General features: G+C 60.0%; 12 protein-coding genes. 8 read left to right on the forward strand and 4 right to left on the reverse strand.

Annotated features, from left to right (window positions below):
- Positions 1-69 precede the first annotated feature (69 nt).
- The gene (locus G0Q00_RS11455; protein ID WP_163039438.1) at positions 70-1647 is read right to left on the reverse strand and encodes a trimethylamine methyltransferase family protein; all 1578 of its coding nucleotides are present in this window, start codon (positions 1645-1647) and stop codon (positions 70-72) included.
- A gap of 68 nt (positions 1648-1715) precedes the next feature.
- Here G0Q00_RS11455 and G0Q00_RS11460 point away from each other — a divergent pair, with 68 nt between their 5' ends.
- Positions 1716-2333, forward strand: a complete 618-nt coding sequence (locus tag G0Q00_RS11460) for a TetR/AcrR family transcriptional regulator (protein ID WP_163039441.1) — start codon at positions 1716-1718, stop codon at positions 2331-2333.
- A 115-nt stretch (positions 2334-2448) separates the two neighbouring features.
- On the forward strand, positions 2449-5646 hold the full coding sequence (locus G0Q00_RS11465) for a reductive dehalogenase (RefSeq protein ID WP_163039444.1): 3198 nt from the start codon (positions 2449-2451) through the stop codon (positions 5644-5646).
- 20 nt (positions 5647-5666) lie between these two features.
- Here G0Q00_RS11465 and G0Q00_RS11470 read toward each other — a convergent pair whose 3' ends face one another.
- The 3 genes from G0Q00_RS11470 to G0Q00_RS11480 are packed head-to-tail and all read right to left on the reverse strand — an operon-like array spanning position 5667 to position 9182.
- Positions 5667-7049 (reverse strand): HAMP domain-containing sensor histidine kinase, encoded by a 1383-nt coding sequence (locus G0Q00_RS11470; RefSeq protein WP_163039447.1) that lies wholly within the window; start codon positions 7047-7049, stop codon positions 5667-5669.
- Between the two features lie 23 nt (positions 7050-7072).
- On the reverse strand, positions 7073-8443 hold the full coding sequence (locus G0Q00_RS11475; protein ID WP_163039449.1) for an NAD(P)/FAD-dependent oxidoreductase: 1371 nt from the start codon (positions 8441-8443) through the stop codon (positions 7073-7075).
- A gap of 1 nt (position 8444) precedes the next feature.
- On the reverse strand, positions 8445-9182 hold the full coding sequence (locus tag G0Q00_RS11480) for a TVP38/TMEM64 family protein (protein ID WP_239058421.1): 738 nt from the start codon (positions 9180-9182) through the stop codon (positions 8445-8447).
- Positions 9183-9444: 262 nt separating this feature from the next.
- On the opposite strand from G0Q00_RS11480, the gene rpmH reads away from it, so the two are divergent.
- The 6 genes from rpmH to G0Q00_RS11510 all read left to right on the forward strand — a co-directional run bounded on the left by rpmH (position 9445) and on the right by G0Q00_RS11510 (position 13464).
- Positions 9445-9579 (forward strand): 50S ribosomal protein L34, encoded by a 135-nt coding sequence (rpmH, locus tag G0Q00_RS11485; protein WP_133484898.1) that lies wholly within the window; start codon positions 9445-9447, stop codon positions 9577-9579.
- A 17-nt stretch (positions 9580-9596) separates the two neighbouring features.
- Positions 9597-10037, forward strand: coding sequence for a ribonuclease P protein component (gene rnpA, locus G0Q00_RS11490; RefSeq protein ID WP_163039451.1), 441 nt, complete (start codon positions 9597-9599; stop codon positions 10035-10037).
- Entirely contained in the window at positions 10034-10282 is a 249-nt protein-coding gene (gene yidD / locus G0Q00_RS11495; protein ID WP_163039453.1) for a membrane protein insertion efficiency factor YidD, read from the forward strand. The genes rnpA and yidD overlap by 4 nt, the downstream gene beginning before the upstream one ends.
- A 387-nt stretch (positions 10283-10669) precedes the next feature.
- Entirely contained in the window at positions 10670-10900 is a 231-nt protein-coding gene (locus tag G0Q00_RS11500) for a hypothetical protein (RefSeq protein ID WP_163039455.1), read from the forward strand.
- A 64-nt stretch (positions 10901-10964) separates the two neighbouring features.
- Complete coding sequence (ttcA, locus tag G0Q00_RS11505) at positions 10965-11795, forward strand: tRNA 2-thiocytidine(32) synthetase TtcA (protein ID WP_163039457.1); 831 nt, start codon at positions 10965-10967, stop codon at positions 11793-11795.
- A gap of 136 nt (positions 11796-11931) precedes the next feature.
- A complete protein-coding gene (locus tag G0Q00_RS11510) occupies positions 11932-13464 on the forward strand; it encodes a bifunctional diguanylate cyclase/phosphodiesterase (RefSeq protein ID WP_163039459.1) in 1533 nt (510 codons plus the stop codon).
- Positions 13465-13492 lie beyond the last annotated feature (28 nt).

The following is a 13492-nucleotide window of genomic DNA, read 5'->3' on the forward strand; positions in this document are numbered from 1 at the left end:
CGCCCGCATTTTCTTGTCTCAAGTATCCTGGGGGAGCGTCGTAGACGCGGGGGCAAAGCCCCCTTCCCTTTAATACCAAGCGTCTTCCATCGAGGCTTTCTTGCGCGCGATAAAGTCCTGCAAAGCCTCGTCTTTGGCAACATCCAGAGCGGGTGCCTCATAGGCCGCAAGCTGCGCCTTCCAGCGCTGGTTTGCACGGGTCGCCATGTCGATCTCTCCCTGCTCGTCCCATGTTTCCCACGGCTGGTTATCGTCCAGCGCACTGTCATAATACGCCGTCTTGTAGTGCCGCATCGTATGCGCGGTCGAAAACAGGTGCTCGCCCGGCCCTTGCTCGGCCAAGGCATCAAAGCCCAGCGTGTCCTCATTCACTTGCACGCCATCGTAGTAGGAATGCAGCGCTCCGCAGAGATCCAGATCAAGCATGAACTTCTCATAGGACATGGACAGAAGCCCATCCAGAAAGCCCGCCGAGTGCAGCAGATAGTTTGCGCCGCACTGCACTGCCGACATCATCGACATCATCGCCTGCTGCATCGCTTGCGCGTCCGGCAGTTTCGAAGTCGAGAAATTGCCAGCACAACGCAACGGCATATTCAGGCGACGCGCCAACTGCCCAAAAACAAGGCTGCCCAGCGCTGGCTCCGCCGTCCCGAAGGTGGGCGATCCTGATCGTAGCGACATCGAACTGAGGAAGCTCGCCAAAATAGCCGGGGATCCCGGACGTTCCAACTGCGTAATCGCGCAAGACACCATGCTTTCGGCCAGACATTGCGCCGCCGATCCAGCAAGGGTCAGGGGCGACACGGCCCCACCCAGCAAGAAAGGAAGGTGAATGGATCCCTGCCCGGCCTTCGCATATTCGCGAATTCCCTGCGATGTGATGCCGTCAATCACCAGCGGGCTGGTGGTGTTGAAATTGCCCATGATCACACAGTTCTGATCGACAAAATCGGCACCAAATAGAATGCGGCACATCTCGACGCTGTCGGCCGCGCGTTCGGGCGCAGTGACCGAGCCAAGGAACGGTCGATCAGAATAGCGCATATGGGCATAGACCATATCCAGATGCCGCTTGTTCACGGGGATATCTGTCGGTTCGCACACTGTCCCGCCGGAATGGTGCAGCCACGGGCTGGACTGCCCCAGCTTCACGAAGTTCTCGAAGTCCTCAAGCGTGCCATAGCGGCGCCCCTTATCCAGATCCATCACGAACGGGCTGCCATAGGACGGCGCGAAAACCACGTTGTCGCCGCCGATCTGAACCGTGTTGGCCGGGTTTCGGGCGTGCTGAGTGAATACGGCCGGAGCTGTCTGCAGGATCTCGCGGATCATGCCCGGCGCGAACTTGATGTTCCAGCGCGTGTCATCCAACTGCGTGACCTCGCCACCGGCCTTGCGGAACATCTCGACCGTTTCGGGGTCATCGCGAAACTCGATGCCGATCTCGGCCATGATGCGGTCGGCGGTCGCCTCGATCTGGCTTAGCGCCTCTTCCCCAAGAATGTCATAGGTGGGAATGCCCCGCTTGATATAGGGGCGCTCTAGATGCGGGTTCTGGCCGGGCGATCCGTCTCGTGCCTGCCGCTTTCCACGGCTACGCCGCCGTCCTGTGCTTAGCTCGCCCATCACATCCTCCTCCGTCATGAGTCGCATAGTTGACACAGGTGACGACTGATTTGACACATGTGTCAAGTCACCTATGATGCACGACTATGACCAAAAACGACATACAGCGCCCGCGCGCCTCGGAAACCATGTGGCTTGACGCTGCGCTTGAACTGCTGATCACGGCTGGTGTGGACGGAGTGAAGATCATGCCGCTGGCCACCCAGCTTGGCCTGACGCGCACCGGGTTCTATCACCACTTCCGCGACCGCGAGGCGCTGCTGGATGCCATGATCAAACGGTGGGAGGACAAGAACACGGGTAATCTGGTCGCCCAATGTGCGCTTTACGCCGAGACCATCTGCGAGGCGATGTTCAACCTTCAAGACTGCTGGTTTCAGAAAGACCTGTTCGACGCGCAGCTTGACCGCGCGATCCGGAACTGGGCCGACCATGATGCCGACCTGAAACGCCGGGTCGATGACGCCGACGCACAGCGTAAAACGGCCATCAAATCCATGTTCGAACGCTACGGCTATGTCGCTGACGACGCCGAAGTGCGAACCATGGCCATCCTTTATACGCAGGTCGGGTATATCGCGATGGAGATCAAAGAAGAGCCCACGGGCCGGATCGACCGCGTGCCGCGTTATGTCGAGCTTTTCACCGGTCAAACACCGTCAGAAAGCGAGATCCGGCGTTTTCGCGCCCGGAACGGATATTGAATCCAATTTTTCTCTAGCGTCTGTTTTCCAGACATGCTTTGGGTAGTCTAACACCTGAAAGACCTGACCGGACCGAAGGCAACTTCTGGTTTCCCCGGCAGAATGGACGACCGACATGCGCTTGTTTTCGACCCGCAATCGGCCTGTGGATCTGGGCCCCTACCCGCTTGAACGCCTGAGCCGTTGCGACACGGCCGCAGGATTGGATCTGGTTGCCCCGGACCCGCATCTGTCATTTGACCGGCCAGATCGGCCGGAAAGCCTTGTGAACGCGATGGCCCCCTATCAGGCCGCGCTGGACGCGATCCGGGACGGAGAGGTCAATCCAACTCGCTCGTCCATTCCGGATGATCCGGACGAACGCGCCCGGCACCTGAAGGCCTTTGGCTATTTCTCGGATGCGTCGATGGTTGGTATCACCCGATTGGACGCTGACGCTCTGCGAGACACCCCAACCGAAAACCCGGGCATTCAAGATCTGGTCAGCGCCCTTAGCACGCGCGAGGTGCGAACACTGGCTGCTGGGATCGACACGCTGATGGCCGAGTTGAAAGAGAGCCTGTCTTCTGGCATTCGCCCCGTGTCGGGCCACACCCACGCGATTGTTTTCCTCTATGAACACCACCGTACGCCCCGTGCGGACGAGCCTGGCGCCGACTGGATCACGGACGCGCAGGACCACCGCGCCTGTCTGTTGTCCTCGGAAACGGCCATCGTGATCGCGAACTATCTGCGACTTTTGGGGTATGACGCAAAGGCCCATACGGGGGCTGCCAGCGATGTCTGGATGTCGCGGCTTGCCACGCAAGCTGGGCTGGCATGGGCAACCCCGGATGGACTGCGCGCGCCTTGGATTGGGAACCAGTTCGGCATCGCCGTCGTCACCACAGATCTCGACATCACACCCGACCGCCCTCTTGCCCCTGAGACTGAGCAACCGAACCTGACCGGGCTACGGTGGAAGCTGGGCATGGGCAGCGCCAAATCCGGCCTGAACCTCGACCCTTATGCACGTCGCGACTATGCCCAAGGCCCGCTGCCCTTCGAGCGATTGAAACGGGTCGACCAGCCCACATCCTATATCGACGAAGAAAACGTCGCTCGTGTGCCGAAACGGTCCGACATGTTCGCCCGTGCGCAGTTCGGCGACATGGGTAAACACCTGCACGAGAGTTCCTCGGGCGGGATGTATGTGCGCAAGGCCGCCCCCAGCTATGCCCAGCGCCGCGCGCTTGGGGTATTCACCCCGTTGCAAGATGGCCCGGTGGCGAAGGGTGCGCGACCGACAGACGCGGAAAACAACGCCGCTGCGCTGCGCGCCGCCAGCTATTTCCTTGGGATCGACGCCGCTGGCACCAGCCGCTGCCCGGACTGGGTCTGGTATAGCCACGACGCCACCGGTGCCGAAATCGTGCCGACCCACGACAACGCCATTTCTATGATCGTGGATCAGGGCTTTGAAACGATGGAGGGCGCGTCCGGCGACGACTGGATCGCGGTCAGCCAATCCATGCGCGCCTATCTGCGGTTTTCCCTGATCGGCGGCGTCATCGCGCAGCAGATTCGCAACCTTGGTTACTCGGCCAAGGCCCATACGGTGATGGATGGTACGGTGCTGCAGCCACCGCTGCTGCTTCTCGCCGGATTGGGCGAAATCAGCCGGATTGGCGAAGTCATCCTGCACCCGCTTCTGGGCCCGCGCCTGAAGTCTGGCGCGGTGACGACGGATATGCCTCTGGCCCATGACAAACCGATTGATTTCGGTTTGCAGCGTTTTTGCGAAAGCTGCAACAAATGCGCGCGGGAGTGCCCATCGGGCGCGATTACGGCCGGGCCGAAGAAGATGTTCAACGGCTACGAGATCTGGAAATCAGACAGCCAGAAATGCACCACCTATCGCGTGACCCAGCCGGGCGGCGCGATGTGTGGACGCTGCATGAAAACCTGCCCATGGAACCTTGAGGGGCTGTTCGCGCAGACGCCATTCCGCTGGGCGGCCTCGAACCTTCCCGGCGCGGCGCCGGTCTTGGCGAAGCTCGATGATGCCGTCGGCAATGGTGGCCTGAACGAAGTCAAGAAATGGTGGTGGGATTTGGAGCTTGGGCCGGATGGCGGATACCACGCACCCAAGCAGCCCACGAACCGCCGCGACCTCCAGCGCGAGATTGACCTGAAGCCCGAGGATCAGACCCTCGCCACCTATCCCGCGCCGCTGGCCCCGCCGCCCTATCCCTATCCGTTCCCGATGGATCGCGAGGCCGGGATTGCGGCCTATGACGCGATGATCTCGGCCAAGGAATATCGAGACCGGAAAGCACGTGGGGATCTATCGATGATCCACACGTATTTCGTGCCACAAGACAGTCCCGTGCTTCAGCTGACCCTGTCGAAGGTCGAAAAGATGACCGCCGGCGTCACGAAATACGAACTGTCCACGTTGGATGGGTCCGAGCTGCCTGCATGGACCGCTGGGGCGCATCTGGATGTGCTCGTCTCGCCCGATTTCCTGCGTCAGTATTCGATGTCCGGCAACCCCGCCGACCGCAGCACCTATCAGATCGGCGTGTTGCGCGAAGACGAGGGGCGTGGCGGATCGGCCTTGTTGCACCGGATCTTCACCGAGGGGCGCAAGGTGTTTGTGTCAAAGCCCATCAACCATTTTGAACTGGTCGAGGATGCCTCCAAGACCTTCCTGATGGGTGGCGGCATCGGCATTACCCCGATGATCGCCTTCGCACATCGTCTGCACGCCATCGGCGCGGATTTCGCGCTGCATTACTCGGCCAGCAGTCGGAAAGATGCAGGGTATCTGGATGACTTGGCCGCGATGCCATGGGCGGACCGCGTGCACCTGCATTTCTCGGACGAAGGCACCCGCGCGGATTTCGATGTCGTGTTCTCAGACGCCCCAGATGGCACCCATGTCTATGCCTGCGGCGCGGATCGCTACATGGATGCGGTGATGCAGGCAGCCGAGCGTCAAGGCATCCCCGAGGACGCGCGGCATCTGGAATATTTCAGCGTGCCCGAGCAGCCCGATTACGAAAACCACCCCTTCACGCTGCGCCTGAAAGACGGCCGCAGGATCGCGGTCTCGGAAGATCAAACGGCAGCAGATGCGCTGAACGAGGCTGGGTTCCATGTGGATGTGAAATGCTCGGACGGGATCTGTGGCGTGTGCAAATGCGGGGTGCTGTCAGGCGACGTCGAACACCGCGATTTCGTCCTGTCCAACGCCCAGCGCGAGGGCGCGATGATCCTGTGCCAAAGCCGCGCGAAAGACCCGGATGGAGAGATCGCTCTAGACCTCTAACCCCGCTGGCTCAGACTGGATCAGCCCGCAATATCGCGCGGCAGCGTGATCAGGAAGGCCGTGCCGGTATCATCGGTGCGCTCAAGTTCCAACGTGCCGCCATGCCCGCGCACCAACTCGGCCGAGATCGCCATGCCCAGCCCGGACCCACCCTTACGGTTTGTGCCCGCAAAGGGTTGGAATAGATGGTCGCGCGAGGATTTGGGCAAGCCCGGCCCAGTATCCACCACACGGATCTGCCAATCCGTGTCCGTCTCACTTGCCTGCAACGCAATTTCGCCCGGCTTGCCCGAGGCCACGATGGCCTGACGCGCGTTGCGCACGAGGTTCGAGAGCACGCGATACAGCTGCTCGGGATCGGCGCGTAGGGTCAGACCGGCAGGGATATCCTCGGCGAAGGACAGATCATGTTCGCCCGCCGAAAGACGTTCGCTTTCGATAATGTCGGCGGTCAGCTCGGCCAGATTGAAGCGGTTCATGGTCGGCGCAGGCTCTTCCGCCTTGCCGAAGGCCAGCGTGTTTTCACACAGACTGACTGCGCGGGTGATCGAGTTCACAAGCTTCGGCACCACCCGTTTCACCATCGGATCTTCACTGCTTTCCATCCGGTCTGCAAACAGCTGTGCCGTGGTCAGAACATTGCGCAAATCATGGCTAATCCGGGCGACAGCACCACCCAGCTGCGCCAAGCGCTCTTTCTGTTTCAAAGCGCCAGTCAGGTCGGTTTGAAGACTGCGAAGAGTAACCTCTGCTTCGCGCAACTCGGTCACGTTTGTGTCGGGCGAGATGATACGACGCGCGTCCTCGGGGTCAGCAGCATAGGCTTTCATGTTGCCCACGACCCCTTTGATCGGACGCACGATCAGGCGTTGCACCGCAAGGAATAGCAAAAGCGCGGTAATGACCGAGATGACGGCGGACAGCAGAAGGATATTCAGACCATATTCGATCATCGCAGCGCGCAATTTGGCCGTCCACATCGTAACCTCGATTACCAGACCACCCTCTCGCACGGGGTCACCGATGACGCGGATCACTTCAGGTTCGGGATTGAACAGACGCGTCATCGCGTCCCCGATCAGGGTCATCGCGGATGCGTCGCGCAGGTCATAGTCGTGGGTAACCGCGCCGGGTGGGGTTGAAGACAGCATCAGCTCGCGCATTTCATCGCGGCGCAGAACGACGTTATAGACCTCGGCGTTTTCCAGAAGTTCGGCTTCCAGTTCCGGCGCGATCATGTCGTCGGCGAGCAGCGCCAAGGACGCGATCTGCGCCCGCTCTAGCCGGTCCTGAAGATAGTCCGCCCGAAAGCGCGCGACCGAGGGCACAAAGATCAAAATCTCGGCCAGCATGACGAACAGCGTCGTCAGGATCAGAAAACGGCCGGAAAGAGTATTGAACACCTGCGCGCCCTCGTCAGTTCGGGTTACGGGATGAATTTCTGCACGAAACCTACCACCCGTTTGACCGTAGGGTTATCAAAAAGTCGAGGCGAGAAATAGGCCCCCGCCGCCCGCTTGCTGATTTCCGCCATGGTGGGATAGGGTGCGACCATCGCTGCGATCTGTCCCATTTTCAAACGGTTGGCGATAGCAAGCGCCCAGAGGGTGATCATTTCACCTGCGCCGTGGCCGACGATGGACACCCCCACCGGGCGCCCTTTGACGATCATCAGCTTGATCAGTCCCTTGGCCTGCTGGGTCGCGATGGCGCGATCATTTCCGGCAAAGTCGAACCGCGCGACTTCCAGCTTGGCGCCATGGGTCTTGCGTGCCTCATCTTCCGTCAGGCCGATCTGAGCGAGTTCCGGCGCGGTATAGGTCGCCCACGGAATGTGATCGGTGCGTTGTTTCGACGGCAGGCCGAACAGCATCGAGCGGATGATGACGCCCGCGTGGTAGCCCGCCACATGGGTGAATTGCAGCCCGCCAGCGACGTCTCCGATGGCATAGACCTTCTTGTTGGTGGTGCGCAGGCTGGCGTCGACCTTAATGCCCGTTCGGGTGGGTTCGATCCCGGCGGCAGACAGGTTCAGCTTGTCGGTATTGGGTTTGCGCCCTACGGCCATCAGCAGGTGGGTGCCTTTGAAGACGCGGCCATCCTTGGCCTCGACCTCAATTGCGCCCGCTTTTCCTCGGATCTCAGCGGCCATCGCATCTTCTTCAATGGCGATACCCTCGGTCCGCAAGGCGTCCAACACATGCGCCGCCATTTCGGGATCGTCCCGGCCCAGCGCTTTCATGCCTTCGATCACCGTGACTTCACAGCCCAAACGGCGATGCGCCTGCGCCATTTCCATGCCAATAGGGCCTCCGCCGATGATCAGCAGATGATCTGGACGCTCCTTCAGCTCAAAGATCGTCTCGTTCGTCTCGTAAGGTACGTTTTCGATGCCAGGGATCGGCGGCACGAAGGGCGACGAGCCGGTCGAAATCACGAAGCGCCGCGCCTCGATGATGTAATCGCCCGCCTGCACCTCTTTCGGCGAAATGAACTGCCCATATTCGGTGATCACCCGCGCGCCCAAGCCTTCGAACCGCTCGACCGAATCGTGGGGTTCGATGGTCGCGATGGTCTGGCGCACGTGGTCATGCGCCTCATCCCAGCCCATCGCGTTCTTGCCTGCGTGCAAGAGTGCTTTCGAGGGGACACAGCCATAGTTCAGGCAGTCTCCGCCCATCTTATGGCCTTCCAGAAGCACAACTGATGCGCCCATCTGCACAGCCCCAGCCGCCACCGACAGCCCGCCCGAGCCTGCACCGATGATGCAGACATCCGTCTTGATACGCTCTGCCATGTCAGGCGCCCTTCTTGAAAAGTTTCAGCACCATCGGAAGGGCGGCCAGTGCGGCCAGACCCAGCATGGGCAAAAGGATGTGGGGTTCGAATATGACGCCCAGATCCGGGGTCTCACCACGGGCAAAGACTTCGCCCAAACCAGCGCCGACGGATGTATAGACCAGCCCGCCGGGGATAATGCCAAAGAAGGTCGAGATGACAAAGCGGTGCAGAGGTACGCCGACAAGCGCGGGAATCAGGTTGGCCACAAAGAAGGGCACGGCAGGCACCAAGCGGATCAGGAACAGGACAGACCACTGGTTTTCGTCGATCCCGTCCTTGATGTTCTTCACAGCACCCTCGCTGCCTTCCATCTTGGCGGCCAGTTTCTCGCCCAGCCCCCAGCGGGCCGCCAGAAAGATCACTGTCGCGCCGATCGTGGCCGCCGTGACGTTGAACAACACACCGGGGAAGGTCGCGAACAGGAAGCCGCCCGTCAGGGTAGCAATGGTCGCGCCGGGCAGCGAGAAGCCGACAATCACCACATAGGCGGCGATGAACACGCCCACGGTCAACAGGTAATTGGCATCCCGAAACGCCAACAGTGCCTCGCGATTCTGCGCCAATGTCTCGAAGCTGAGGTAGTCGCGCAGGGTAACCGCGCCGATCACGGCTACGGCGAGGATCGCAATCAAGGGCAAACGGCGCAGCAGCGCGTTTGGCGCGGGCTTCGACATATTCGAGTCGGGTTCGGTCATCATCATGGATCTTTCCGGTCAATGCAGCATGTTCGCGACGATGCCGCGGTGGTTGTCAGCAACATGAGCGCAATCGTCTGGATTGCCCACCCTCCTCACGCTTGCTTGAACAGGGGTGAAGAAATCGCGTACGGATGTAACAAAAGGGGCGAAAATATTTCATCAGGCATTTGACTTGGCACGGAATGCCCCCTATAGACCGGGCTTCGAATGACACACGCTCCGAATCCACCGGGATTGGGGGCAAAAACGGAGACGGGCGATGAAACGCACTTACCAACCTTCGAACCTGGTTCGCAAACGCCGCCACGGCTTTCGCTCGCGCATGGCTACCAAAGCCGGTCGCAAGATCCTGAACGCCCGCCGCGTACGTGGCCGGAAGTCGCTGAGCGCATAAGCGCTCGGGTCGCAGGCATGTCTGCGCCCAAAGCTGACAAAACGAAGACCGCCGAGGCCGATGGGTCTGCGGCGGTTTCCGTTTGCGCGGATGATCCCAAGCTGATCACATTGACCGAGCGGCGCGATTTTCTGGCCGCCGCCCGCGCCCGCCGTGCGCCAGCGCCTGCGTTTTTGTTACAGGCCCGCAAACGGCGTGAGGGCGAGAATGCCTTGCCCCACCAAACCCGCATCGGGTTCACTTGCTCGAAGAAAGTCGGCAATGCCGTGGTCCGCAACCGCGCCAAACGCCGCCTTCGCGCCATCGCGCGCGAGGTTCTGCCCGGTTTGGGCAAACCCGGCTGGGACTATGTGCTCATCGGTCGCGCTGAAAAAACCGTGTCGCGTGACTATATGGATTTAAAAGCGGACCTTGTCCGCGCCATTGAACAGATCCACGCCCCGCGAAAGAAATCATGAGCCCCGCTGCCTTCATCCTGTCTCTGCCGATCCGAGCCTATCGCCTGATCTTCAGCCCATGGGTTGGGTTCAACTGCCGCTATCAGCCCACCTGCAGCGCCTATGCGTTGGAGGCCCTGCAAGAGCACGGTGCCGTCAAGGGTGGCTGGATTGCGGCCAAACGGATCGCCCGGTGCAATCCGTGGGGATCCTGCGGCTATGACCCGGTGCCGGGCAAGGATCACGATTGCAACACCCACGATTGATACAATCGTGCCCAAGCGGCCACTGACCACCACAACCTTCGCTTGAAACTTGAGTTATGATCTGTTTGCGCCAAACAAGCGCCACCCGCAAAGCTCAAGCAGAAGGAGGCGTTACATGACGAATACCTACGCTCTCCGCCAAACCTGTGTTGCGGCCTATTGGGGTACCCACGCCTCGTGACCGACGTGTCGCGCGCCTAACTGCCCCCACCCGCCCGGATACCGGGCTTCCACCCGGCCACCCTCCGCCAACATTCCGCGAACCGCGACTGTAATCGGCGCCTTCACACGGTCCGCCCCCGCATTTTGGGGCGGGCCAGAAAGTGCTTGACCTAAAGTCGGCTTGAGGTCCGACAACACAGTCACACCCGATTGAGGAGACCAACTATGACCTACACATTGACCCTTCCGCCGCGCCGCGCCCGAAACCGCCGTTTCGAGGCAAAACTGCTGAATCTGATCGAAGCTTACGGCCGCTGGCACGTGATCCGCGCCAGCCTGTTTGCCAAGCGGCGCAGGCCTGAGCGTCTAGACGATTTGCCCCCGTCCCTTTTGCGGGATCTGGATCTGCCGTCGCGGGACGTGATCCTCCCTTCGCAGCGCCAACACCTGCTGTAATCAGCGGAGGGAGCAGCGCAGACCCACCCTTGCCCACAAGGGCGTTTTCGCCTATGCCGCGCCCATGAAAGATCAGCTCGACGACATTCACCCGCTGTTTCACGGCGCACCCTCGACCACCGAGTTTAAGAAGCTACGCAAGCGCATCATGCGCAATGTACGCGAAGCCTTGGACCAGTATGGCATGGTTGAACGTGGCGCCAAGTGGCTGGTCTGCCTGTCGGGCGGCAAGGATAGCTACACCATGCTGGCCGCGCTCTATGAGCTGCAATGGCGCGGCGTGTTGCCGGTCGAGATCCTGGCCTGCAATCTGGACCAAGGCCAGCCGGGCTTCCCGGCCACCGTCCTGCCGAAATTCCTTGAAGAGATGCAGGTTCCGCACCGCATCGAATACGAAGACACTTACTCGATCGTGATGGATAAAATCCCGCAGGGTCGCACTTTCTGCTCGCTCTGCTCGCGCCTACGTCGTGGCAACCTCTATCGCATTGCCCGCGAAGAGGGCTGCTCGGCCGTGGTTCTGGGCCACCATCGCGACGATATCCTAGAGACCTTCTTCATGAACCTCTTCCACGGCGGGCGTCTGGCGACAATGCCGCCCAAGCTGGTGAACGAGGAAGGCGACCTTTTCGTCTATCGCCCGCTGGCCCATGTGGCCGAAGACGATTGCGAGAAATTTGCGACTCAGATGAACTATCCGATCATCCCTTGCGACCTGTGCGGATCGCAGGATGGATTACAGCGTCAGCAGGTGAAAAAGATCATCGACGGGTGGGAAAAGAACTTTCCGGGGCGTCGTCAGATCATGTTTAAGGCGCTGATGAACACGCGTCCCAGCCACCTTCTGGACCCGCAACTATTTGATTTTGTGGGACTCTTGCGCGACCCTTCGTGAGCGGATGAAAGCACGCCGTCAATTTATGGTAGTTTTTTTGTGGGCGTTAACGCCTGATTGACCACATGTTCCTACTTTGTCCCTAACACCCCGGAAATCCGGTCCGTGTTCGGAGTTATTAGTCTAGGAATTCGTCATGGCTGTCAGATCTGGCCCACCCCATGTGAAAAGCGCTCTTCGGAACTTTCTGACCAGCCCTCAGTTCACGGCAATTTTACCTGCGGCGTTGCTTTTAGCCTACTGGCTGGGTGGCGAGAGCACTCTGTTGATCTCTGCGATCATATTTCCGGGACTTTTTGCATTCGGCGGCACGCTGACCCGTTCGTCTCAGAAAGACAGATGGCCCTCTGATCCGGTAACGGGATTACCTCTGCGCGGGCGGCTTACCAAAATGCTGGATGCCGGCTTTCACGACCCGGACATGAAAGAAAAATGCTGCCTGGTGATCGAGATTGACGCCTTCTCGAGTCTGGCCGAGCATTATGGATTGGATGCACAGGACAAGATCGAGGCTCAGATCGGTGAAACGCTGCGATCGATGCTCCGCGCGACCGACCTGATCTGCTCGCTGGGGCGTGGACGGCTCGGGATTGCGATTGACCGAACAGCCCGCGCAGATCTCGAGGTTGTGCTCCAGATCGCCGCGCGATTGCAGTCGGCCATAACGACCCCGATCGAGCTGGATGAAACGCGTCTGCACCTGACAGCCAGCGTGGGCTTCGCCCTCCCCCGGCGTGCACCTGAAGCAACAGGGGAATCACTCTTGCAAGCAGCCGAGAGCGCCCTGCAGAACGCGCAGGTCGCTGGCCCAGGATCGATCCGTGCCTTCTCCAACGGCATGGCACCCAGGGCGGCACCTTCCGAACATTCCGAAGCCGAGTTGTCCGAGGCGCTGGAAGCCGGTCAGATGATCCCCTGGTTCCAACCGCAGGTCTGTTTGCGCTCCGGGCGCCTGACCGGGATGGAAGCTCTTGTACGCTGGAACCATCCTGAGTTGGGCCTGATTGCTCCAGCCGCCTTCCTGCCCGCCCTGACCCAGGCGGGACTTCTGGAACGCCTCAGCGAGGTCATGCTGTTCGAATGCCTCACAAGTATCTGCAAGTGGGATCAGTTGGGGCTTGAGGTTCCGACCGTGTCACTCAATATGACTGCAGAAGAACTGGCCAACCCCAAACTTTTCGAGAATATCCGCTGGGACCTCGACCGGTTTGACGTCTCGCCAGAACGTTTGACGCTGGAAATCCTGGAAAGCGTGATTGCACAGGGCGAAGACGACGTGATCGCGCGCAACATTAACGCTTTGGCCCGCATGGGGTGCAACATTGACCTGGATGATTTCGGCACCGGCCATGCCTCGATCGCGCATATCCGGCGTTTCAACCTGAACCGTATCAAGATTGATCGCTCTTTCGTCACCCATGTCGACACCGATACAAACCAACAGAATATGGTTGCAGCTATTCTGACGATGGCACGACAGCTTGGAATCGGCGTGCTGGCTGAAGGGGTTGAAACCCACGGTGAATACGCCAAACTGGGTGAACTAGGCTGTACTGACGTTCAGGGCTATGCGGTGGCAAAACCGATGCCGATGGACGCGAGCTGTCTTTGGATCAAGAACCAAAGATCCACCTCGGAGCGCATCCACCACATCCCAAAGCACGCCTAACGCGTTTACAAACCCGCAATTCATGGCA

The sequence above is a fragment of the Aliiroseovarius sp. PrR006 genome (assembly GCF_010500215.1).
Lineage (GTDB): Bacteria > Pseudomonadota > Alphaproteobacteria > Rhodobacterales > Rhodobacteraceae > Aliiroseovarius.